The 22,229-nt window shown below is 71.9% G+C and carries 17 protein-coding genes; 7 read left to right on the forward strand and 10 right to left on the reverse strand.

Features of this window, described 5'->3' with window-relative positions:
- Positions 1-18: 18 nt before the first annotated feature.
- Positions 19-663, reverse strand: a complete 645-nt coding sequence (locus ACZ7GZ_RS02095; protein ID WP_471020024.1) for a mycothiol-dependent nitroreductase Rv2466c family protein — start codon at positions 661-663, stop codon at positions 19-21.
- A gap of 138 nt (positions 664-801) precedes the next feature.
- Between ACZ7GZ_RS02095 and pepN (ACZ7GZ_RS02100) the strand changes: the two genes are divergently transcribed.
- The 3 genes from pepN (ACZ7GZ_RS02100) (at position 802) to ACZ7GZ_RS02110 (ending at position 5,628) form a co-directional block, all read left to right on the forward strand.
- A complete protein-coding gene (pepN, locus tag ACZ7GZ_RS02100) occupies positions 802-3,396 on the forward strand; it encodes an aminopeptidase N (protein WP_471020027.1) in 2,595 nt (864 codons plus the stop codon).
- A 207-nt stretch (positions 3,397-3,603) separates the two neighbouring features.
- Positions 3,604-4,653 (forward strand): hypothetical protein, encoded by a 1,050-nt coding sequence (locus ACZ7GZ_RS02105; RefSeq protein ID WP_471020028.1) that lies wholly within the window; start codon positions 3,604-3,606, stop codon positions 4,651-4,653.
- A 171-nt stretch (positions 4,654-4,824) separates the two neighbouring features.
- The gene (locus ACZ7GZ_RS02110) at positions 4,825-5,628 is read left to right on the forward strand and encodes an SGNH/GDSL hydrolase family protein (RefSeq protein ID WP_471020029.1); all 804 of its coding nucleotides are present in this window, start codon (positions 4,825-4,827) and stop codon (positions 5,626-5,628) included.
- A 3-nt stretch (positions 5,629-5,631) separates the two neighbouring features.
- On the opposite strand, the gene ACZ7GZ_RS02115 is transcribed toward ACZ7GZ_RS02110, so the two are convergent.
- The 5 genes from ACZ7GZ_RS02115 to ACZ7GZ_RS02135 form a co-directional block, all read right to left on the reverse strand.
- Positions 5,632-6,828: a glycosyltransferase gene (locus ACZ7GZ_RS02115; protein WP_471020200.1), complete on the reverse strand. Its 1,197-nt coding sequence runs from the start codon at positions 6,826-6,828 to the stop codon at positions 5,632-5,634.
- Positions 6,829-7,093: 265 nt separating this feature from the next.
- Positions 7,094-8,848 (reverse strand): TIGR03767 family metallophosphoesterase, encoded by a 1,755-nt coding sequence (locus ACZ7GZ_RS02120; protein ID WP_471020031.1) that lies wholly within the window; start codon positions 8,846-8,848, stop codon positions 7,094-7,096.
- Between the two features lie 200 nt (positions 8,849-9,048).
- A complete protein-coding gene (locus tag ACZ7GZ_RS02125; RefSeq protein ID WP_471020033.1) occupies positions 9,049-9,537 on the reverse strand; it encodes an NUDIX hydrolase in 489 nt (162 codons plus the stop codon).
- A gap of 9 nt (positions 9,538-9,546) precedes the next feature.
- Positions 9,547-10,506, reverse strand: a complete 960-nt coding sequence (locus ACZ7GZ_RS02130) for a pyridoxamine 5'-phosphate oxidase family protein (protein ID WP_471020036.1) — start codon at positions 10,504-10,506, stop codon at positions 9,547-9,549.
- A 2-nt stretch (positions 10,507-10,508) separates the two neighbouring features.
- Positions 10,509-10,955 carry a VOC family protein gene (locus ACZ7GZ_RS02135; RefSeq protein ID WP_471020038.1) on the reverse strand — a complete coding sequence of 149 codons (447 nt, stop codon included), beginning with the start codon at positions 10,953-10,955 and terminating at the stop codon, positions 10,509-10,511.
- A gap of 112 nt (positions 10,956-11,067) precedes the next feature.
- Between ACZ7GZ_RS02135 and ACZ7GZ_RS02140 the strand changes: the two genes are divergently transcribed.
- The 3 genes from ACZ7GZ_RS02140 to ACZ7GZ_RS02150 all read left to right on the forward strand — a co-directional run bounded on the left by ACZ7GZ_RS02140 (position 11,068) and on the right by ACZ7GZ_RS02150 (position 16,394).
- Complete coding sequence (locus ACZ7GZ_RS02140; protein ID WP_471020039.1) at positions 11,068-11,610, forward strand: CGNR zinc finger domain-containing protein; 543 nt, start codon at positions 11,068-11,070, stop codon at positions 11,608-11,610.
- A gap of 154 nt (positions 11,611-11,764) precedes the next feature.
- Entirely contained in the window at positions 11,765-15,052 is a 3,288-nt protein-coding gene (locus ACZ7GZ_RS02145; RefSeq protein WP_471020041.1) for a S8 family serine peptidase, read from the forward strand.
- 322 nt (positions 15,053-15,374) lie between these two features.
- A complete protein-coding gene (locus tag ACZ7GZ_RS02150) occupies positions 15,375-16,394 on the forward strand; it encodes an aspartate-semialdehyde dehydrogenase (RefSeq protein ID WP_471020044.1) in 1,020 nt (339 codons plus the stop codon).
- A gap of 133 nt (positions 16,395-16,527) precedes the next feature.
- Here ACZ7GZ_RS02150 and ACZ7GZ_RS02155 read toward each other — a convergent pair whose 3' ends face one another.
- The gene (locus ACZ7GZ_RS02155; RefSeq protein ID WP_471020047.1) at positions 16,528-17,034 is read right to left on the reverse strand and encodes a DUF1203 domain-containing protein; all 507 of its coding nucleotides are present in this window, start codon (positions 17,032-17,034) and stop codon (positions 16,528-16,530) included.
- A 112-nt stretch (positions 17,035-17,146) separates the two neighbouring features.
- Between ACZ7GZ_RS02155 and pepN (ACZ7GZ_RS02160) the strand changes: the two genes are divergently transcribed.
- Positions 17,147-19,723: an aminopeptidase N gene (gene pepN / locus ACZ7GZ_RS02160; protein ID WP_471020050.1), complete on the forward strand. Its 2,577-nt coding sequence runs from the start codon at positions 17,147-17,149 to the stop codon at positions 19,721-19,723.
- An 80-nt stretch (positions 19,724-19,803) separates the two neighbouring features.
- Here the strand turns inward: pepN (ACZ7GZ_RS02160) and ACZ7GZ_RS02165 are convergent, their stop codons facing one another.
- From ACZ7GZ_RS02165 to ACZ7GZ_RS02175, 3 genes are all read right to left on the reverse strand, one after another.
- Positions 19,804-20,715 carry a LysR family transcriptional regulator gene (locus ACZ7GZ_RS02165; RefSeq protein WP_471020053.1) on the reverse strand — a complete coding sequence of 304 codons (912 nt, stop codon included), beginning with the start codon at positions 20,713-20,715 and terminating at the stop codon, positions 19,804-19,806.
- A 38-nt stretch (positions 20,716-20,753) separates the two neighbouring features.
- Entirely contained in the window at positions 20,754-21,227 is a 474-nt protein-coding gene (locus ACZ7GZ_RS02170) for a hypothetical protein (protein WP_471020055.1), read from the reverse strand.
- A 62-nt stretch (positions 21,228-21,289) separates the two neighbouring features.
- Entirely contained in the window at positions 21,290-22,216 is a 927-nt protein-coding gene (locus ACZ7GZ_RS02175) for a DMT family transporter (protein WP_471020058.1), read from the reverse strand.
- Between the last annotated feature and the right edge of the window lie 13 nt (positions 22,217-22,229).

Genomic DNA, 22,229 nt, shown 5'->3' on the forward strand with positions numbered 1-22,229 from the left:
CCGGGCCCGTCGTACGGTCTACAGGTTGCTGAAGTCGGGGCCCTTGGTGCGGGTGCGCTTGATCTCGTAGAAGCCCGGCACCGAGGCGACCGCGAGCGTGCCGTCCCACAGGCGGGCCGCCTCCTCGCCCTTGGGGGCGGGGGTGACGACCGGGCCGAAGAAGGCGATCTGCTCGCCGTCGGGGCCCGGGACCGCGATGACCGGGGTACCGACGTCCTGGCCGACCTTCTCGATGCCCTCCTTGTGGGAGGCGCGCAGTTCCGTGTCGTAGGTGTCCTTGTCGGCGAACCCGACCAGGTCGGCGGGCAGTTCCGCGTCGGCGAGGGCGGCGGCGATGCTGTCGCGGTTCACCCCGAGGCCCTCGTTGTGGAAGCGGGTGCCGAGCGCGGTGTAGAGCCGGCCGACCACCTCGTCGCCGTGCAGCTGCTGGGCCGCGATCGCCACCCGTACCGGCCCCCAGGTCTTGCCCCCGGGCCGCATGTTCTCGGCGTACTCCTCGGGCAGCTCGTCCAGCCTGTTCTCGTTGAGCACCGCGAGGCTCATCACATGCCAGCGGACCTCGATGTCGCGGACCTTCTCCACTTCCAGGACCCAGCGGGAGGTCATCCAGGCCCAGGGGCACACCGGGTCGAACCAGAAGTCAACGGGGGTCTTGTCCGACATGTCTCTCCTCAAGAGAATCGCTTTTCCAGGCGAACACCCGTGTCGACCCGGCCATTCCCCGGTGCTGCCCGTCAGGGGCACATGGCAGGATCGGTCCTGTTCAGCCCTCATCCACGCGATCACAAGGGAGTGCCGCCCGTGCCCGGTGAGAATCTGTCCCGCGACGAGGCCCGGGAGCGGGCCGCTCTGCTGTCCGTCGACGGGTACGACGTGTCCCTGGACCTCAGGTCCGCCGTCGGCGACGGGGGCGGGGAGCCGCGCACGTTCCGCTCGGTGACCACGATCCGCTTCCGCTGCAACGAGCCGGGCGCGACGAGCTTCGCCGATCTGATCGCACCGAGCGTGACCGCCGTCTCCCTCAACGGCCGGGACCTGGACCCGAGCGAGGTCTTCGACGGCACCCGGATCGTGCTGGAGGACCTGGCCGCCGAGAACGAGCTGGTGGTGGACGCCCAGTGCGCCTACTCCCGCACCGGTGAGGGCCTGCACCGCTTCGTCGACCCGGAGGACGGCGAGGTCTACCTCTACACCCAGTACGAACCGGCCGACGCCCGCCGGGTCTTCGCCGACTTCGAGCAGCCGGACCTGAAGGCGCCGTACCGTTTCGAGGTGCGGGCGCCGGAGGGCTGGACGGTGTGGGGCAACGGCGCGGGCGAACTGACCGACGGAGTCTGGCGGTTCGCGGAGACCAAGCCGATCTCTACGTACATCACGTGTGTGGTGGCGGGCCCGTACCACTACGTCACCGACACCTACGAGCGGGTGTTCGAGGACGGCACGAAGCTGGAGATCCCGCTCGGCGCGATGTGCCGCAGGGGTCTCGCCCCGCACTTCGACGCCGACGACGTCTTCCTGGTCACCAGGCAGGGCCTGGACTTCTTCCACGACCACTTCGACTACCCGTACCCGTTCGGGAAGTACGACCAGGCGTTCGTGCCCGAGTACAACCTGGGCGCGATGGAGAACCCGGGTCTGGTGACCTTCCGCGAGGAGTACATCTTCCGCGGGAAGGTGACGCAGGCGTCGTACGAGGCGCGGGCCAACGTCATCCTGCACGAGATGGCGCACATGTGGTTCGGCGACCTGGTCACCATGGAGTGGTGGGACGACCTGTGGCTGAAGGAGTCCTTCGCGGACTTCATGGGTACGTTCGCGAACGTCGGCGCGACCCGCTTCAAGGACGCGTGGATCACCTTCGCCAACCGCCGCAAGGCCTGGGCCTACCGCGCGGACCAGCTGCCGTCCACGCACCCGGTCACGGCGGACATCCGTGACCTGGAGGACGCCAAGCTGAACTTCGACGGCATCACCTACGCCAAGGGCGCCTCGGTGCTCAAGCAGCTGGTGGCGTACGTCGGCCAGGACGCGTTCCTGGAGGGCGCCCGCCGCTACTTCAAGCGCCACGCGTACGGCAACACGCGCCTTTCCGACCTCCTGTCGGTGCTGGGCGAGACCAGCGGCCGGGACATGAGCGCGTGGGCCCGCTCCTGGCTGCAGACGGCCGGGGTCAACTCGCTGACGCCGCAGGTGCTGCTGGACACCGAGGGCGGCCGGATCGCCGAGCTGGCGGTGGTGCAGGAGGCGGCCCCCCTCGCCCCGGCGGAGCATCCGGAGCTGCGTCCGCACCGGGTCGCGGTGGCCCTGTACCGGCTCACGCCCGAGGGTGCGCTGGAGCGGTACGCGCGCGTGGAGACGGATGTGGAGGGCCCGCGTACGGTCGTCGCGGACCTGGCGGGTGCCGAGGCCCCGGAGCTGGTCCTCGTCAACGACGACGACCTGACGTACTGCAAGATCCGCTTCGACGACACCTCGCTGGCCACCCTCAAGGAGCACCTGGGCGCGCTGACCGACCCGCTGGCCCGTGCCCTGTGCTGGTCGGCGCTGTGGAACCTGACCCGGGACGCGCTGCTGCCGGCACGCGACTTCGTGGACCTGGTGCTGCGGTTCGCGGGCCGTGAGTCGGACATCGGTGTGCTGCAGATGCTGCACGCGTGGGCGAACTCGGCGCTGGTGCACTATGCGGCGCCGAAGTGGCGGGAGACCGGCGGGGAACTGCTGGCCGAGGGCGCGCTGCGGGAGCTGCGGGCGGCCGGGGCCGGCAGCGAGCACCAGCTCGCCTGGGCCCGGTTCTTCGCGTCCGTGGCCGCTGCCGAGCCGGACCTGAAGCTGCTGCGGGAGCTGCTGGACGGCACGTCGACGATCGAGGGCCTGGCGGTGGACCAGGAGCTGCGCTGGGCGTTCCTGGAGCCGCTGGCCGCGCACGGGGTGGCGGACGAGGCGGTGCTGGCGGCGGAACTGGCCCGCGACGACACGGCGTCCGGCAAGCGGCATCAGGTGCGCTGCCTGGCGGCCCGTCCGTCGGCCGCGGTGAAGGCGCAGGCGTGGGCGCAGGTGGTGGAGTCCGACGCCCTGTCCAACGCCCTGGTGGAGGCGACGATCGCGGGCTTCGGCCAGCCTTCGCAGCGGGAGCTGACCGCGCCGTACGCGCAGAAGTACTTCGCGGCGATCGAGCGGCTGTGGCGGGAGCGGTCGATCCAGATCGGCATGGACGTCGTACGCGGCCTGTTCCCGGCGCTCCAGGACCGCCCGGAGACGCTTCGGGCGACGGACGCGTGGCTGGACGCCCACCGGGACGCGGCGCCGGCGCTGCGCCGGCTGGTGCTGGAGGCGCGGGACGACCTGGCGCGGGCGCTGCGCGCACAGGAGTGCGACGCGACGGCCGCCGGCCACTGAGCCTTGGCCTGAGCTTTCCCGGCCGGTGACCGTTACGAAATTCGGGCAAGAGTAGCCGTAACCCCTGATCCGCACCCGATCGGACCAGGGGTTTTGCTTCCCTACTCGGCATCCGAACACCTGACCTTTAGTCCCACCTTGTCCGCATTTCTCGACGGGCGTGTAACAGCGGTTAAAGCGGGGACCCGGCGCGGGAATCCCGACGCCATGACGCACAACACCCCGCTCTCCCCCCGCCCCCTCCGCCACCTCTCCGAGGTCCACCGCCGCGTCCTGACGACGGCTCAACTCCGCGCCCACGGCGTGACGACGAACGAGCTGACCGACCAGTGCCGTCCCGGCGGCCCCTGGCAGCTGCTGCTGCCGAACGTGGTCCTGCTGCACCCCGGACCGCCGACGAACGAGGAGCGTCTGCACGGGGCCCTGCTGTACGCGGCCCGCGAGTCCACGCCGGGCGTCCCGGCCCAGCCGACGGCGGAGGAACCGCACCGCCCGGTCTACGCGGAGGCGATGATCACGGGCCTGGCCGCCCTCACCCTCTACGGTTTCTCGGCCACCCCGCCGCTGCTCTCCCTGGACCACGTCGACGTCCTGGTCCCGCGGCTGCGCCGGCTGCGCTCCACGGGCTTCGTCCGCGTCCTGCGCACCCCGTCCCTGCCCAGGCCCAGGTCGGTGACGGGCCTGCCGGTGGCGCCGGTGCCGCGGGCGCTGGCGGACGCGGTGGCGGAGCTGACGGACGCGGAGGCGGTACGGCGGCTGCTGACCGAGGCGGTACGCGGCGGCCACTGCGAACCGGCCTCGGTCGTACGGGAGCTGACCCACGCCAAGCTGCTGAACCGCCCGCACGTGGTGGACGCGGTGGACGCGCTCGTGGCGGAGGGCCGCTCGATCGCCGAGGACCGGCTGTACCGGATGGTCGCCGAGTACGGGCTGCCCGACCCGGTCTGGAACGTCGACCTGCGGCTGCCCGGCGGCCCGCACCTCGGCGGCCTGGACGCGTACTGGCCCGACCAGGCGGTGGCGGTGGAGCTGGACACGCGCGCGACCCGGCAAGGCCATCGGCAGGATGAGGACGCGCTGTGGTCGGAGTACGCCCGCAAGCGCGAGCACCTGGAACGCCTGGGGATCACGGTCGTGTACCTCACCCCGAAGAAGCTGCGGGACGGGATGGAACAGCAGGCGGCGGTGGTCCGTACGGCCCTGATGGCGTCGGCCGACCGCGACCCGGCCGCCTATGTCGTGGTGCTTCCCCGGTAGTGACGGCCGGAGAGGACACCAGGAGGGGAGAGGAGGGGCCACCGCGTCCGGTGGCCCCTCCTCGTGCGTGCCGCCACCCGTCAACTCCTGGTGCGCCACCCGGGTGAGGGTTCACCCGGGCGGACGAGCCCGGCGGGCGGAGCCGGGCGGGCCCGCGATAGGAGGGGAGTCATGAGACAGTCCCGAACAGCGGCGGGTGCCTGCTCCCTCCTCCTGGCGGCTGCCTGCGCCTTCGCCGACCCCGCGACGGCGGAAGTGGCGCCCGCGGCCACCGGCTACGTCGCGCTCGGCGACTCCTACTCGGCCGGCGTCGGAGCCGGCGACTACCTGTCCTCCGGCCCGGAGTGCAAGCGCAGCTCCCGGGCGTACCCGGTCCTGTGGGCCGAGGCCCACGCGCCGTCGTCGTTCACCTTCGCCGCCTGCAACGGCGCCCGGACGACCGACGTCCTGGCCGACCAGCTCGGCCACCTCAGCGCGCGCACGGGCCTGGTCACCCTCACCGTCGGCGGCAGCGACTCGGGCTTCGCCGCGGTCATGACGGCCTGCGCGCTGGGCGGCGACACCCGGTGCCGGTCCGCCGTCTCCCGTGCCCGCACCTCGATGGACGGGACGCTCGCACGCAACCTCGACCGCCTCTACACGGCGATCAGGGACCGGGCGCCCGCCGCCCACGTCGTGGTGCTGGGCTATCCGCACCTGTACCACCTGCAGGGCACCTGCCGACTGGGCCTCGCGGACAGGGACCGCGCCGCCGTCAACGGCGCCGTGGACCACCTGGACGAGGTGATCGCCAAAGGCGCCGTCGAGCACGGCTTCACCTTCGCCGACGTCACCGCCGCCTTCGCCGGCCACGAGATCTGCTCGGCCAGCCCCTGGCTGCACGGTGTCGACGTGCCGGCGATCACCGAGTCGTACCACCCCACGGCACCGGGACAGGCCCTCGGCTACCTCCCGGTCCTCACCCGGGTGTCCTGACCGCTACAGCGGCCCGGGCAGCGTCGGCAGCCGCGCGGCGCCGCTCGTGTGGACGCCGTCCAGCAGCGCGGCGTACGCCGCGATCATGCGGGTACGGCTGAAGCGTTCGCGGCTCGCCGCCAGTGCCGGGGCGAGACCGGCGCGGCCGGCGACCGCCGCCGTCCAGGCCAGCGCGACGGCGTCGGGGTCCTGCGGGGTCACGAATCCGTGGCCCCGGACGATCTCCGCGCTGTCGCCCACGTCCGTCGTCACCGGCACGGCGCCGCACATCATGCCCTCGATCAGGCACAGCGGCGCCGCCTCCCCCGAGGCGGACGTCAGCGCGACGACGTCGGCACCGGCGTAGACGGTCTCCATGTCACGGCGCACGCCGAGCAGGCGGATCCGCTCCGCGAGCCGCCGGTCGGCGCCGAACGCGGTCTCGATGTCGGACCACAGAGCGGGGTTCGTGTCGTTCATGCCCGCGCCGCACATCAGGACGTGGCCCTCGGGCTCGCGGGCGAGCCAGGCGCGGGCGGCGCGCAGGAGGAGCGGGATGTTCTTCATCGGGGCGTAGCGGGCCGCGAAGACGACCACCGGTGCGGCGGCCGGGATGCCCAGGGACGTGCGGAACGCCAGCCGGGCCGCCGGGTCCGGGCGGAAGCGGAGCAGGTCGACGCCGTTGGGGATGACGTGCAGCAGCCGGCCCGGGATACCGGCGGCCTCGTAGGCGGCCCGCGTGGACTCGGCGCAGCACACGCACGCGGCCACGGTGCCGTCGGTGATGGCGGCCTTCAGCTCGTCCAGTGCCGGGCCCTGGTTCTCCGGGTCCGAGCGGTGCAGGCAGACCACGACCGGGCGGCGGGGCAGGCCGGCCTGGTTCAGCAGGGCCAGCGGCTGCTCCTTCAGGGAGAGGATCACATCGGCCCCGGCCATCGCCCGGGCCGTTTCGGCCATCTCGGGCCCGCTGAAAACGTTCGCCGCGAGAGCCCCGTCCACCAGGCCCGCGCTGCGGCCGAGCGAGGTGACGCCGATGCCGTCGGCGGTCAGGGCCCGGTAGCAGGCGTCGTCCTCCATGCGCTGCCGGGTGGCCTCGCGCCGGACCTCGCCGTGGATGCTGAGTATCTGGTGGGACTGGCCGCCCTCGGCCAGTCCCCGTACGACGTCGCTGTGCACGATCCGGGCTCCTCCGGAGAAGAAACCCTCGTAGACCGACAGCACCCGCAGTCCGTGCCTCTGACGCACGCGACCACCCGCCTTGCATAAATGATCGAAAAGATCGAGCCATCCCCGTCCGAACCGGGTTAGCCGATATGAGGCGGTATGGACATTGCGGGTGTGTTACGCATACGTGAACAAGAGGCCTCGCATTTCCGCATGCCGCGTTACGCCACGACGCCCCGGACATCGATACAGAGGATGCCGATGCCCACCGCGGCAGCAGCCTCCGGCGGTGCGCTGGTCGCCGGACCGGTCGCCGTTGGAATCAGCCCTTCTTCAGCACCAGCTCCGTGTTCCGGTCGGCCGCGCCGCCCGCGAGTGTCTTGCTGGCGCCGGGCGCGTTGTAGGCCAGCTCGCGGTAGAGAGCGGCCAGGCCGGTCTGGGAGAGGTCGGCGTAGTCGGTGCGGTGCGGGGCGGCGGACTCGATCAGGGTGGTGAACACGGAGATCGTGCCGTCCTTGTTGTCGACCAGTTCGATGATGCGGGCCAGGTGGGGGTAGTCGATGTGCGAGGCGGTGGAGATCTCCCAGAAGGACCGGCCGCCGGAGGTCTGGTGCGGGGTGATGACGTTCTTGTGGACGTGGCCGTTCACCCAGGCCAGGACCTGGGCGTGGGCGGAGAGGACGGAGAGCACCTCGGCGCCGGTGTGGCGCCGTTCGCCGGGGCGGGCCGGGTCGGGGCGGGTGTTGTTCATGCTCGTGCTGGTGTGGTGGCTGAAGACGACCGCGTAGGAGTCCTTGTTGTCCCTGAGTGTCCGGTCGAGCCACCTGAGCTGGGCGGTGCCGATCGAGCCGTTGTAGTGGCCGCCGGGGTCGGTGGTGTCGAGGCTGATGCCGATGACGTCCTCGGAGACGCGGAAGGCGTAGTACTGGGTGCCCGCGTCGACGTTCGCCGAGGAGTAGCCGTGGCCGACCGGGCCGTGGCCCTGGTGGGCGGGGTCCAGGTGGGCCTTGAGGTAGTCGGTCGGGGTGTACGGGGCGCGCCTCTCGTCCGGAGTGACCGAGCGCATGGACCGGGCGTGGGCCTTGAGGAAGTCGCGGTAGCCGGTGCCCTTGGGGTCCTTGGCGTGGTTGATGGCGTCCAGGAGCTTCCTGGCGTCGGCGGCGGGGACGCTCATCAGCTTCTTGCCGCCGATGGCCGCCTCGGCGAGGTAGGGGTCGCCGTGGGAGCCGTACGCGCCGAGCGGGAGGGCGTCGTGGTTGCCGACGGTGGAGTACCAGGGCAGGTCGAGGCCGGGGCTTCGGACCTCGCGGATCGCGGCGGCCAGGAAGCCCTGCAGGTGCGGGAAGCCGAGCGCCTTGTCGCCGTCGCGGGTGGCGGAATCGGGCTGCCAGTACAGCTGCAGGCCGCTGTTCTGCACGCCCTCGTAGTGCCTGGGGTCCCCGGAGTCGGGGGTGATACGGCCACCGCTCATCACCTTCATGAACCACTCCAGCTCGGAGTGGGCGTTGTTGTCGGTGTTGTCGCCGGTGGTCATGACGAAGTGGAGCGGGGCGCCGGTGACGGGGGCGCCCCGCAGCGCGTTGACCCGCTCGACGAGCGAGATGGCGCCGGGCACGGTGAGCGCCTCGTGCGGGCGCCAGGAGTGCGTATCGGCCGAGCGCAGGAACTCCCAGCGCAGGGGGTGCTGGACGTCCATCAGGTGCAGGTCGGTGAACTGGACGAACGCGGCGAGGGCCGTACGGCGGCCCGCACGGCCGGACTTGGGGGCGGCCAGCTCGCTGCGCACCACCCGCTTCCAGCCCGGGCCGTCGGCCAGGCGCCGGTAGCCGGAGCTGTTCCGGGGGGTGGCGACGGAGGCGAGGGTGGTGCCCTTGGTGTAGGGGGCGAGCGAGGCCGCGGCGGAGACCTTCCGGGAGGCGGCGACGGGCGCCTCGGTGGAGGAGGTGGCGGCCTGGCTGTCGGTGGGGCGCAGGGCGTAGCCGACGCCCGCGGAGAGCGAGACCGCTCCGGCGGCGGCGAGGACGGTACGGCGGTTGACCTGCTGGGCGGAGGTGGCGACAGAGCGTATGCGCGACATGGCGCGATCTCCCCGGGTGCGAACGCGTCGGCAGTGGTCGCGGGCCGTCGCCTGCGCGAACGCCCCGCTCACTCTGGATGCTTGGCACCCGGGATGACCTGCGCGTGAACGCGGCGGCAACGCGCAGCACCGATCACCGTACGTGGATCACGGGGTACGGGACGCGGTCACGGAGTGGATTGCGCGTGGCCGAGGGGCGGTTACTCCTCGTTCATCTCTTGGGGTAGGAGTGGGACCCGGGCGGCGAGATGACCGTCTGCGGGACGCTCCCGCCACAGCCGCAACGCGATGTCCACCAGACGCACCCGGTTCAGGTCCGGCAGGGCCGAGAGGTCCTGCCATGCGGCGAAATCGGTGGACCCCCCGACCTCGTACCGGAGTTCGCCGCCGGTGACCTCTCCTGCGTAGAGGAGACGCAGGGCGTGGTGGGCGGTGGTGCGCCGCAGCCCTCGGCGGGGGAAGAGATGGCGCCGGGAGTCCACGCCGAGGAGCCCGGTCACCTCGATGCGGTAGCCGGTCTCCTCGGTGACCTCGCGGCGGACGGTGTCGTACGGATCCTCGCCGTGCTCCATGCCGCCGCCCGGCAGGACCCACTCGGGAGTTCCGTCGGGGGATGGTGAACGGGCGAGCAGGATCCGACCGTCCCGGACGCATACGGCGTAGGCCGCCACCCTCAGGTTCCGTCGCATTCCCGGACGTTAGCCCGGCACGTCCGGATTGGCCGGTGAATATTCGGGCGCCGACCAGCGCAGGGGCAGGGCGGCCGGGGTCCACAGGGCCTCGGTGAGGGTGAAGCGGATGGTGCGGTCGCCTGCGGCGGTGAAGGCGGTGTGTGCCTCGCCGGTGAGCTGGAGGGTGGTGCCGGTGGCCCAGTCGAGGAAGAGGAGCCCGGCGCGGGGGTCGGTGCGCAGGTTGCCGAGGGTGAGGAACATGGCGTTGCCGGGGTAGTCCGGCCAGGCCAGTTCGCGGGGTGACGCGACGTGGACGAAGCCGGGGTTGCCGCCCCGGTGGCTGGCGTCGACTCCACCGGGGTGCGCGGTGGCCAGGAAGAAGGTGTCGGCCGACCTGATGAACTGCGCTGCCTGACCGGTGAGTTCGGTCAGGAGGAGGGGGGTGCCCGGTGTGCGGCCGGGAAGGGTTTCGTACGACTCCCTGCGCTGGATGTATTTGGGGCAGTTGGCGAAGACCTGGTCCGCCTCGACCGCGAAGCCCCGTGATGTCGGTCTCAGCCGGCCGTTCAGGCGCATGCGGCGGCGGGTGCGGGGGTCGAGGGCGATGGTGCCTATCGGGGTGCGAGGGGTTTTCAGCGCGGTCGCGAGGGGGTGGCGCAGGCCGTCGCGCGCGTGCGGGCCGTCTGTGGCTGCTCGCGCAGTGCCCCGCGCCCCTTCGGGCGGGCCGTCCCGCACGGTGTGCGTAGTGACCGACATCTGCCTGAGGCCCGTGGCCCGCAGGAATCCCGGCGTGCCCGTCAGTGCGGATGCCCACACCCGGCCCGTCTCCGGGGCCGCCGCGCCCACGACCAGCAGGGGCTGCAGTTCCAGGAAGGCCGCTGCGACCGGCTTGATGTCCTGGCCGAGGGAGCGGCCCACGTGGTCGGCGCGGTCGCGTACGCCCATCAGTTCCTGCACGGCGAGCGAGCCCGCGTGATAGGTGCCCATGACTAGAAGAATCCGCAGGTCGGGGCGGAGGTGTGGGGTGCCGGGGCGCCGTCGGGGCCGAGGGGGGCGGAGATCTCCAGGCGGATGCCGTCCGGGTCATGGAAGAAGATCCCGCCCGAGGTCCCGCCCTCGCGGTGGGCGACCACGCCGTCGTGGGCGAAGTCCGCTCCGGCGGCCCGCAGCGCGGTCTCGTACTCCTGGACGCGGTCGATCGAGTCGACCGCGAAGGCGAGGTGATGCAGTCCCGGGCGAGCGCTGTCGTACGCCCCCTGCGCCTGCTGCCAGAGCGTGACGAGCGGGGCGCCGCCGCTCTCACCCAGCATCGCCCAGCGCTGGTCGTCCTCCTTGCCCTCGGCGAGCACGGCGAAGCCGAGGAGGTCGCGGTACAGGGCGAGCGAGCGGTCGAGGTCGGTGACGTTCAGACCTGCGTGCGCGATGCGCGGAGCCATGGTGTTCCCCTTCTAGGCGGCCTATAACCTTCGTCATTCACATTAGAGGGTTAGAAGCAAGGCGGTCAACCGCTCACATACAATTGAGCGGTTAGAGGACAAGGAGTGCCCGATGACCGCCCCTCACGACCCCCGCCCCCTCACCGGCGAGCCCCTCGCGCTCGATCTGCTCAACACCCGGTGGAACCGGGAAGGCGTCACCCAGGACCTGCTCGCCGACACCGAGGGGCTGGCGGTGTGGCTCGCGAGCAACCGGCTGGCCGGGGACCATGCGGCGGGCCCGGAGGCACTGGAGCATCTGCGTGAGGCCCGCGAGGCGATCAGGGTCGCGGTGCACGGGTCGCCGCGGGAGGCGGCACCGCTCGTGGACGCCGTACTGGCACACGGGCGGATCCGGGCCCGGCTGACCCCCGACGGCCCCGCCGAGGACCCGGAGTTCGCCGATCCGTCGTGGGGGCCGGCCTGGCTCGCCGCCCGGAACTACCTGGAGCTGATCACCCGGGCCCCGGAGCGCATCCGGACCTGCGCCGGCGGCGGCTGCATCCTGCACTTCTTCGACACGTCCCGCAACGGCACCCGCCGCTGGTGCTCGATGGCCGCGTGCGGCAACCGCGCGAAGGCGTCCCGGCATTACGCGCGCTCGAAGGAGAACTGACCGCGTCCCCGGCCGTTCGGGGCCGACACCGGTAGCGGCATAGCGGGTTTTCCCCATACACCGATATCGATTCGGTCAACGATCCCCAAAGAACTGCCCCTTGGGTAAAGCTGAGCGCTCTCGTCCGCTCAATTCCTTTACCTGAGGGATGCCGATGAACCGCACGCACGAGCGTGATCCCATACCCGGCCCGAGACGCCTGGCCCGCATAGCCGTGGCCGTGGGCGTGGTGGCCGCCCTGTCTGCGGCCGGGCCGATACCCCTGGCCCTCGCCGCGGACGCGCCGCCCGCCGGATCCGGCGTCAAGTCCGCCCAGGAGAAGCTGGGTTCGGACGACGCCGGCCTGCTCGCCGAGGCCAAGGCCGACGGCGACAAGAACGTCACGCTGATGATCGCGACGGCCCCCGGGCAGACCGAGCAGGTCGTCAAGGAACTGGACGCGGTCAAGGGCGGCTCGGTGGGCCGTACCTACGACAAGGTCGGCTATGTCCGCGCCACCGTGCCGACGGCCGGGGCCGACTCGGCCATCGCCGCCGCCGCGAAACTCTCCTCGGTCCACGCCATCGACCTCAAGCAGGAGATACCGCTCGACGACCCGGCGCCGAACGGCACGAAGTCCGGTGCGGTGACGGCCGCTTACCCCGGCCCCGGCGAGAACACCCCCGCCGCGAACCCGTACAACCCCTCCTTCGAGACCGGTGCCGTCGAGTTCGTCAGGGAGCACCCGAAGGCGGACGGCCGGGGCATCACCATCGGCATCCTCGACTCCGGCGTCGACCTCGGCCACCCGGCGCTGCAGAAGACCACCACCGGCGAGCGGAAGATCGTCGACTGGGTGACCTCGACCGACCCGATCGCCGACGGGGACCAGACCTGGCGTCCGATGGTCACCGCGGTCTCCGGGCCCGGCTTCTCCTACGGCGGCGCGACCTGGACGGCGCCTTCCGGCTCGTACCAGATCAGCACCTTCAAGGAGTCCGCCACCACGGGCGGCGACGAGAAGGGCGACCTGAACCGGGACGGCGACACGACCGACAGCTGGGGCGTGCTGTACGACCCGGCGGCCGGCACGGTCACCGTCGACCTGGACAACAACCGCGACTTCACCGACGACACGCCGATGAAGCCGTACAAGGACGGCTACCAGGTCGGGTACTTCGGCACCGACGATCCGAAGACCGACGTGGCCGAGCGGGTGCCGTTCGTCGTGCAGATCCGCAAGGACGTGCCGATGGACCCCTACGGCGGGACCTGGGCCGGCAAGAAGGCGGACTTCGTCAACATCGGCGTCATCGAGTCCGAGCACGGTACGCATGTCGCGGGCATCACCGCCGCCAACGGCCTGTTCGGCGGGAAGATGAACGGTGCGGCTCCCGGCGCGAAGCTCGTGTCGTCCCGCGCCTGCACCTGGACCGGCGGCTGCACCAACGTCGCCCTCACCGAGGGCATGATCGACCTGGTCGCGGGCCGGGGCGTCGACATCGTCAACATGTCGATCGGCGGCCTGCCGGCCCTGAACGACGGCAACAACGCGCGCGCCGAGCTGTACACCCGGCTCATCGACACCTACGGCGTGCAGCTGGTGATCTCGGCCGGCAACTCCGGACCGGGTGCCAACACCATCGGCGACCCCGGCCTCGCCGACAAGGTGATCTCGGTCGGCGCCGCCATCTCCAAGGAGACGTGGGCCGCGAACTACGGCTCGGCGGTGCGGAAGAAGTACCAGATGATGCCCTTCTCCTCGCGTGGCCCGCGGGAGGACGGCGGCTTCACCCCGACCCTGGTCGCACCCGGGGCCGCGATCAACTCCACCCAGACCTGGCTGCCCGGCTCCCCGGTCGCGGAGGCGGGCTACTCGCTGCCGGCCGGCTACTCCATGCTCCAGGGCACCTCGATGGCCTCCCCGCAGGCGGCGGGAGCCTCCGCGCTGCTGCTGAGCGCCGCCAAGGCGAAGGGCATCGCGCTGCCGCCCGCCACGCTGCGCACGGCGCTGACCTCGACGGCGGACCACATCGACGGAGTGCAGGCGTACGAGGAGGGCGCGGGCCTGATCGACGTCGTGGACGCCTGGGACGCCATCCGGCACGGCGCCGACGCGCACGCGTACACGGTGAAGGCGCCGGTCGACACCGCGCTCGACCAGAACCTGAAGACCCCTGGCTTCGGCACCGGTCTGTACGACCGCGAGGGCGGCCTGAAGGCGGGTGAGAAGAAGACGTACGACATCACCGTCACCCGCACCTCCGGCCCCGCCAAGCCGGTCCGGCACGAGCTGCACTTCGCGAACAACGCCGGCCGCACCTTCCGGATCGCCGGCGACGACGCGGTGCGGCTGCCGCTGAACCGGCCGGTGACGGTGAGGGTCCAGGCGGCCCCGGCGTCCACGGGCGTCAAGAGCGCGGTCCTGGAGGTCGACGACCCGCGGACGGAGGGCGTCGACCAGCAGATCCTCACCACGGTGGTCGTCTCCACCCCGGTGAAGTACGCCTACTCGGCGAAGGGTTCGGTGCAGCGCAACAGCACGCGGTCGTACTTCCTGACCGTGCCCGAGGGCGCGAAGTCGCTGGAGGTCGCGATCGGCGGGCTGAAGGACAAGAGCCAGACCCGGTTCATCGCCATCCACCCGTACGGCACCCCGGTGGACAACACCGGCACCCCCTACTGCTACCCGAACTACCTGGACGGCAACGGCTGCAAGCCCGACGTGCGCTCCTACGCCGATCCGCAGCCCGGTGTCTGGGAGGTGGAGGTCGAGGCCCGGCGTACGTCCCCGCTGCTGGACAACCCGTACACGCTGGACGTCTCCGTCCTGGGGGCGGCCTTCGACCCGGCGACGGTGACCGTGCCCGAGGCGAAGGTGGGCACTCCGGCTGCCGCCACCTGGAAGGTCACGAACACGTACGCGGCCCTGGACGGCAAGCTCGTCGGCGGCCCGCTCGGCTCCGCCAGGACGGCTCGCCCGTCCCTCGAGCAGGGTGAGAAGCAGACCACCACGGTGGACGTGCCGGCCGGTGCCAAGTCCCTGGACGTCGCGATCGGCAACGTCTCCGACGCGGCGGCCGACCTCGACCTGACCGTGTACGACGCGAGCGGCAAGCAGGTCGCCCAGTCCGCCGACGGCGACTCGGAGGAGGCGGTCTCCGTGCCGTCCCCCGCCGCCGGGACGTACACCATCCAGGTCGTCGGATACTCGGTCCCGTCGGGTGCCACCGACTACGACTACCGGGACGTGTTCTTCTCCCCCACGCTCGGCACGGTCACGGTGGACGACTCGACGCCGGTCGCACTCGGCACGGGCGCGTCGGCCACGGTCTCCGGCCAGGTCACGGCCGCCGCCGAGGCACCGGCCGGCCGCGAGTTCTTCGGCCGGGTCCAGCTGGTGAACGCACGCGGCACGGTCGCGGGCACCGGCAACGTGAAGATCGGGAAGGTCACGCCGTAACCCGGAGCGGCTCAGTGGGGGGGGGTGTCCGTTCGGGCACCCGCCCCCACCTGCGTCGGCCGCCCGCAGAGGCGTACGTCACACCGCCGTGTGGCCATGACCCGGACGGGCAGGGGCGGGACAGCACAGCTTGCGGCCCGGGTGCCCGGCTGAGGGAATTTCTCCAGCTCAGCGGGGTGCTGGGCGGACGTACGGAACCGTCCGCCGGGTGATCGTGTCCCACTCTTCGGGCACGCCTCGCAAAGAATTGGACAGGTGGACCGGGGTCGGCCGCATGATGGAAAAGCCCCGGTCATGCACGAGACACAAAGAGGGAGTCACTGTGAGGGTCGGAATCGTCGGAGCCACCGGTCAGGTCGGCACGGTCATGCGCGGGATCCTCACGGAGCGGAACTTCCCGGTGACGCAGCTGCGCCTGTTCGCCTCGGCCCGCTCGGCCGGCACCGTGCTGGACGGTGTCACGGTGGAGGACGCGGCGACCGCCGACTACACCGGCCTCGACATCGTGATCTTCTCCGCGGGCGGCGCGACCTCCAAGGCGCTGGCCGAAAAGGTCGCCTCCCAGGGCGCCGTGGTGATCGACAACTCCTCCGCCTGGCGCAGGGACCCGGACGTACCCCTGGTGGTCTCCGAGGTGAACCCGCACGCGGTCGCCGACCGCCCCAAGGGCATCATCGCCAACCCGAACTGCACGACGATGGCCGCGATGCCGGTCCTGAAGCCGCTGCACGAGGAGGCGGGCCTGGAGGCGCTGGTCGTCGCCACCTACCAGGCGGTGTCCGGCTCGGGTCTCGCGGGCGTGGCCGAGCTGCACGGCCAGGTGCAGAAGGCCGCCGCCGAGGCCGACAGGCTGACCCACGACGGCCAGGCGGTCGACTTCCCCGAACCGAACGTCTACAAGCGCACCATCGCCTTCAACGTGCTCCCGCTGGCGGGCTCCATCGTCGACGACGGTCTGAACGAGACCGACGAGGAGCAGAAGCTGCGCAACGAGTCCCGCAAGATCCTGGAGGTCCCCGACCTGAAGGTCTCCGGCACGTGCGTGCGCGTCCCGGTCTTCTCCGGTCACTCCCTGCAGGTCAACGCCCGTTTCACCCGCCCGATCACCCCGGAGCGCGCGACCGAGCTGCTCGCGAAGGCGCCGGGCGTGGCCCTCTCCGACATCCCGACCCCGCTGCAGGCGGCCGGCCAGGACCCGTCGTACGTCGGCCGCATCCGCCGCGACGAGACGGTGGACAACGGCCTCGCCCTGTTCATCTCCAACGACAACCTCCGCAAGGGCGCCGCGCTGAACGCGGTCCAGATCGCGGAGCTGGTGGCGGCGGAGCTGTCCGCCAGGTAGGTCACCCGTACGCAAGGGGCGGTCACGGTCACGTGGCCGCCCCTCGCGTACGCCGGGCCCAGGAGGAGGGCCGCCAGCCCGGTGAGAGGGGCCCCCGTCACCCCGGGACGGCGGTCAGGCCCGGGGCCTCCGTCTACCGGCGTCGGCCGGCGTCGCGGCCCTCCCGCCGTACCTCGTACAGAAAGCAGCCGTACTCCACCGCCCGCACATGCACCACCGCCACCTCCGGGTCGGCGAAGGCGTCCGCGAAGGCCTCGTCGAAGCTCTGCGAGGGCTCCACCAGGCGACCGCCCAGGATGCGGCCGTCGGCCGCATAGCGGCGCAGTACGCGGTGGGCGTCCGGGAAGGGCAGGGCGGCGGTGCCGGACGGGCCCGGGCAGTCCTCGGCGTGGATGAAGACCGGGCCCCGCTCGTCGTACGCGCCGGGTTCGGCGCCCGTCTCGGCGGCCCAGCGGCGCAGCGGCGCGTACGAGACCAGGGCGATCGGTTCGCCGGGCTCGCTGCGGCGCAGGCAGCAGCGCAGCGGGGCGCCGCCCTCCTCGTCGGTGAAGGGGGCCATGGGGCGCCCCGCGTCATCGGCGGTCCGCAGCTCCTTCAGAACGCGCGACGGGACGGGGCGCGGGGTGGGTGTCGTCGTCATGGGTCCAGCGTCCCGCCGCGGCGCCTCGCTGACCGGCGGGAACCGGACATCGCGCTCCCTGCGGGTCCCATGGAAGGATGGCGCAACCGACACATAACGAGGAGATGACCGCGTGCCTGGCACAAACCTGACTCGCGAAGAGGCGCAGCAGCGGGCCGAGCTGCTCACCGTTGACTCGTACGAGATCGATCTCGACCTCTCCGGTGCGCAGGAGGGCGGCAGCTACCGGTCCGTGACCACGGTGCGCTTCGACGTCGCCCGCACGGGCGCGGAGTCGTTCATCGACCTGGTGGCGCCGGCCGTCCACGAGGTGGTCCTCAACGGCGACGAGCTGGACCCCGCCGAGGTCTTCAAGGACTCGCGGATCGCCCTGCCGGGGCTGCTGGAGGGGCGCAACGTCCTGCGGGTCGTCGCGGACTGCGCCTACACCAACACCGGCGAGGGCCTGCACCGCTTCGTCGACCCCGTCGACGAGCAGGCCTACCTCTACACCCAGTTCGAGGTCCCGGATGCCCGCCGCGTCTTCGCCTCCTTCGAGCAGCCGGACCTGAAGGCCACCTTCCAGTTCACCGTGAAGGCGCCCGAGGGCTGGACGGTGATCTCGAACTCGCCGACGCCCGAGCCCAAGGACAACGTCTGGGCCTTCGAGCCGACCCCGCGCATCTCGTCGTACATCACCGCGCTGATCGTCGGCCCGTACCACTCCGTGCACAGCGTGTACGAGAAGGACGGCCAGTCCGTGCCGCTCGGCATCTACTGCCGGCCCTCGCTCGCCGAGTTCCTGGACTCGGACGCGATCTTCGAGGTGACCCGGCAGGGCTTCGACTGGTTCCAGGAGAAGTTCGACTACGCGTACCCGTTCGCGAAGTACGACCAGCTGTTCGTGCCGGAGTTCAACGCGGGCGCGATGGAGAACGCGGGCGCGGTGACCATCCGTGACCAGTACGTCTTCCGGTCCAAGGTGACCGACGCGGCGTACGAGGTCCGGGCCGAGACCATCCTGCACGAGCTGGCCCACATGTGGTTCGGCGACCTCGTCACGATGGAGTGGTGGAACGACCTGTGGCTGAACGAGTCGTTCGCCACCTACACCTCCATCGCCTGCCAGGCCGCCGCGCCCGGCTCGCGCTGGCCGCACTCGTGGACCACGTTCGCCAACTCGATGAAGACCTGGGCGTACCGGCAGGACCAGCTGCCGTCCACGCACCCGATCATGGCGGACATCCGCGACCTGGACGACGTCCTCGTCAACTTCGACGGCATCACGTACGCCAAGGGCGCGAGCGTGCTCAAGCAGCTCGTCGCGTACGTCGGTGAGGACGAGTTCTTCAAGGGCGTGCAGGCGTATTTCAAGGCGCACGCGTTCGGCAACACGCGCCTGTCCGACCTGCTCGGCGCGCTGGAGGAGACCTCCGGCCGTGACCTGAAGACCTGGTCGAAGAAGTGGCTGGAGACGGCGGGCATCAACATCCTCCGCCCGGAGATCGCCACCGACGCCGACGGGGTCATCGCCTCCTTCGCCGTCCGCCAGGAGGCCCCGGCCCTGCCCGCCGGCGCCAAGGGCGAGCCGACCCTGCGCCCGCACCGCATCGCCGTCGGCCTGTACGACCTCGACGCCGGCTCCGGCAAGCTGGTGCGCACCGACCGGATCGAGCTGGACGTCGACGGCGAGCTGACGGCCGTACCGCAGCTGACGGGCAAGCGCCGCCCGGCGGTCGTGCTGCTCAACGACGACGACCTGTCGTACGCCAAGGTCCGCCTGGACGAGGACTCCCTGAAGGTGGTCACCGAACACCTCGGCGACTTCGAGGCCTCCCTGCCGCGCGCCCTGTGCTGGGCCTCGGCCTGGGACATGACCCGCGACGCCGAGCTGGCCACCCGCGACTACCTCTCGCTCGTCCTGTCCGGCATCGGCAAGGAGTCCGACATCGGCGTGGTGCAGTCGCTGCACCGGCAGGTCAAGCTCGCCATCGAGCTGTACGCCGACCCGGCCGCCCGCGAGTCCCTGCTGACCCGCTGGACCGACGCCACGCTGGCCCATCTGCGCGGGGCCGAGCCGGCGGGCGACCACCAGCTGGCCTGGGCCCGTGCCTTCGCGGCGACCGCCCGTACCCCGGAGCAGCTGGACCTGCTGGAGGCCCTGCTGGACGGCACCCAGACCATCGAGGGTCTGGCCGTGGACACCGAGCTGCGCTGGGCGTTCGTGGAGCGGCTGGCGGCGGTCGGCCGCTTCGACGAGGCGGAGATCGCGGCCGAGTACGAGCGGGACAAGACCGCGGCCGGTGAGCGGCACGCGGCCACCGCCCGCGCGGCCCGCCCGACGGCGGAGGCCAAGGCGGAGGCCTGGGCGTCGGTCGTCGACTCCGACAAGCTGCCGAACGCCGTGCAGGAGGCCGTGATCGGCGGCTTCGTCCAGACCGACCAGCGGGAGCTGCTCGCGCCGTACGCGGACCGCTACTTCGAGGTCGTCAAGGACATCTGGGACGCGCGCTCGCACGAGATCGCCCAGCAGATCGCCATCGGCCTCTACCCGGCGGTCCAGGTCTCCGAGGAGACCCTCGCCAAGACGGACACCTGGCTGACCACCGCCGACCCGAACGCGGCCCTGCGCCGCCTCGTCTCGGAGTCCCGCGCGGGCGTCGAACGGGCGCTGCGGGCCCAGGCGGCGGACGCGGCGACCGCGAAGTAGTACACCGCACGGCGACGAAGGGCGCCCGGCAGCATGCCGGGCGCCCTTCACGTGTGTGGTCCACGGGCTGCGGTACGGGCTCACCCCGGAGTGGCCCGGGCCGTGGCCGCGTTCTGCAGGGCTTCGAGTACGTGCGTCACCGCCCGGCCCGTCTCCCCGCCCCTGCGTACCGCCGCCGTCACATGCCGGACCGGGCCGTCCGGGCCGAGGGCGCGCATGGCGACGCCGTCGCGGCGGGCCGCGGCCATTCTCGGGATCAGGGCCACGCCCATGCCGGCCTCCACCATGGCGAGGATCGCCGTCCAGCCGGAGGCCGAGTGACCCTGGTGGGGGCTGAAGCCGGCCGTCTCGCAGGCGCGGCGGGTGATGTCGGACCACGGGCCGCTGCCGCCGAAGATCCAGGGTTCGGCGGCCAGGTCGGTCAGGGTCAGAAAGTCCGCGCCGGCGAGCGGGTGGTCGGGGGGCAGGGCGATGTCGAGGGGGTCGGTGAGCAGGGGCAGGCGGGTGAAGCGGGGGTCGGCGGCGCTGGGCGCCGACGCCGCGAGGGACAGGGCCAGGTCGACCTCTCCGGCGGCCAGCAGGTCGTAGGCCTCGGCGGCCTCCGCCTCCCGTATGCGGACGGTCACCCCGGGGTGCGTCTCGCGCAGGGCCCGTACGGCCGGTACGACCAGGGCGGGGACCGAAGTGGAGAAGGCCCCGACCCGCACCTCCCCCGCCTCCCCCTGGCTGTACGCCGCCAATGCCGCCTCGGTGCGCTCCAGTTGTTCGAAGACCGGCTCCGTGTGGGCCAGCACCAGGCGTGCCGCGTCGGTGAGCCGGACCCGGCGGCCCCGCGCCTCCAGCAGGGGTACGCCGAGCTGCCGGGAGAGGTTGGTGAGCTGCTGGGAGACCGCGGACGGGGTCATGTGCAGGGCCCCGGCCGTCGCGGTCACCGTCCCGCGCTCGCGCAGGGTGCGCAGGATCTGCAGCTTCCGGATGTCCCACTCGGCCATGCGGGCACGCTACATGCCGGTCTCCCGGGCGACCGGGTTCACCGTGCTCCAGTCCTCCTCGCCGCGCCCCTCGGCGAGCGCCGCGGGGAAGAGGGTGAGCACACCGTCGAGGAGGGGGTGGCGCCGCTGTCCTGCCGCGTCGGCCGTGCGGGCCGCGTAGGCGAGGTCCTTGTGGGCCCACTCGCCGAGAAGTTGACGGGTTCGGGCGGAGTGAGGTGGCTGTCCCAGGCGAGCCGGGTGACCACACCTCCGGGACGGTCCAGCAGGGCCTCGCCGACCTGGCGCGTGTCCGGGCCCGCCGCCTCGGCCAGCCGCAGCGCCTCGCCGAAGCCGGCCAGGTGGACGGCCTGGAGTGCGTTGAGGATCAGCTTGAAGCGCGTACCCGCGCCGGCCGGGCCGGCCACCACCGGCCGGCGGCGCACGGCGGGCCTGCGCCGGGAGGAGGTGGCGCCGCTCGCGGGCGTGAGCATCGTGTACCAGGCCGGGCCGGGCAGCCCGGACCACGACGCCATGGTCCTGCTGGGACACGCGAACAACGCAGACAGCACGGACAACGCCGGCAACGCCGCCGCCGTCAGCGCCGGGAGCCGGCACCCAGGATGACCCCGCCCAGGATCAGCGCCATCGACAGCAGCTGCGGCCAGGTGGTCGCCTCACCGAGTACGGCCCAGGACAGCAGGGCCACGCAGACCGGCTGGAGGTAGTAGACGATGCCCGCGCGGGTCGCGCCGATCAGGAGGATGGCCTTGTTCCAGGCGAAGAAGGCGAGCGCGGAGGAGACCACGCCGACGTAGAGGAGGGGCAGGAGCGTGCCGGGGGCGGGGTGGAAGGAGCCCTGCACGGTCACGCTCACCGCCTGCGCGGGCAGCAGCAGGACCGTGCCGGTCAGGAATGTGGTGAACAGGAAGGCGGTGCCGCCGAGTTCGGCGGGCTTGCGGCGCAGCAGCGCGCTGTAGCCGGCGAAGCAGCAGGACGCGGCGATCATCCACAGGTCGCCGGGCGAGAAGTCCGCGCCGCCGCCGACCAGCAGGGCCACGCCCGCGCAGGCGATGAGCAACCCGGTGGTGCGCCGTGCGCCGAGTCGTACGCCGCCCAGCCGTTCGAACACCGCCATCAGCACCGGCGAGGCGGCCATGATCACGCCCATGGTGGCGGCGGGGGTGGTCAGTCCGGCCTGGTTGACGAGGGTGTTGTAGACGGCCACGCCGAGGAGGGAGACGAGCAGGACGTAGCGGGCGTGGCGGCGCAGCAGGGCCCGCTGGCGCCAGGCCTGCCTCGCGCCGACGGGCGCTACGGCGAGGAGGGCGATCACCCAGCGCCAGAAGGCGTGCTGGACGGGCGGGACACTGTCGTGCAGGCCGCGGGAGGTGACGAAGCTGCCCGAACAGACGACCGTGGCGAGCGCGGCGCAGGCGAGGCCGAGCAGGGGGGCGGCCTCGCGCGGGCGGCGGGTGGCGGCCGGGGCGACGGCGGTGCCAGTGCGGTGCAGGACGGCTGTCACGGGGGTCCTTTCG

Source organism: Streptomyces sp. NPDC037288, assembly GCF_055603265.1.

Coding starts and splice junctions, on each gene's coding strand:
- ACZ7GZ_RS02120 (WP_471020031.1), bottom strand. CDS start 8,848: ATGTCGCGCATACGCTCTGTCGCCACCTCCGCCCAGCAGGTCAACCGC.
- ACZ7GZ_RS02165 (WP_471020053.1), bottom strand. CDS start 20,715: ATGGCCGAGTGGGACATCCGGAAGCTGCAGATCCTGCGCACCCTGCGC.
- ACZ7GZ_RS02110 (WP_471020029.1), top strand. CDS start 4,825: ATGAGACAGTCCCGAACAGCGGCGGGTGCCTGCTCCCTCCTCCTGGCG.
- ACZ7GZ_RS02140 (WP_471020039.1), top strand. CDS start 11,068: ATGACCGCCCCTCACGACCCCCGCCCCCTCACCGGCGAGCCCCTCGCG.
- ACZ7GZ_RS02095 (WP_471020024.1), bottom strand. CDS start 663: ATGTCGGACAAGACCCCCGTTGACTTCTGGTTCGACCCGGTGTGCCCC.
- ACZ7GZ_RS02170 (WP_471020055.1), bottom strand. CDS start 21,227: ATGGCGTCGTGGTCCGGGCTGCCCGGCCCGGCCTGGTACACGATGCTC.
- ACZ7GZ_RS02130 (WP_471020036.1), bottom strand. CDS start 10,506: ATGGGCACCTATCACGCGGGCTCGCTCGCCGTGCAGGAACTGATGGGC.
- ACZ7GZ_RS02125 (WP_471020033.1), bottom strand. CDS start 9,537: ATGCGACGGAACCTGAGGGTGGCGGCCTACGCCGTATGCGTCCGGGAC.
- ACZ7GZ_RS02135 (WP_471020038.1), bottom strand. CDS start 10,955: ATGGCTCCGCGCATCGCGCACGCAGGTCTGAACGTCACCGACCTCGAC.
- ACZ7GZ_RS02105 (WP_471020028.1), top strand. CDS start 3,604: ATGACGCACAACACCCCGCTCTCCCCCCGCCCCCTCCGCCACCTCTCC.
- ACZ7GZ_RS02145 (WP_471020041.1), top strand. CDS start 11,765: ATGAACCGCACGCACGAGCGTGATCCCATACCCGGCCCGAGACGCCTG.
- ACZ7GZ_RS02155 (WP_471020047.1), bottom strand. CDS start 17,034: ATGACGACGACACCCACCCCGCGCCCCGTCCCGTCGCGCGTTCTGAAG.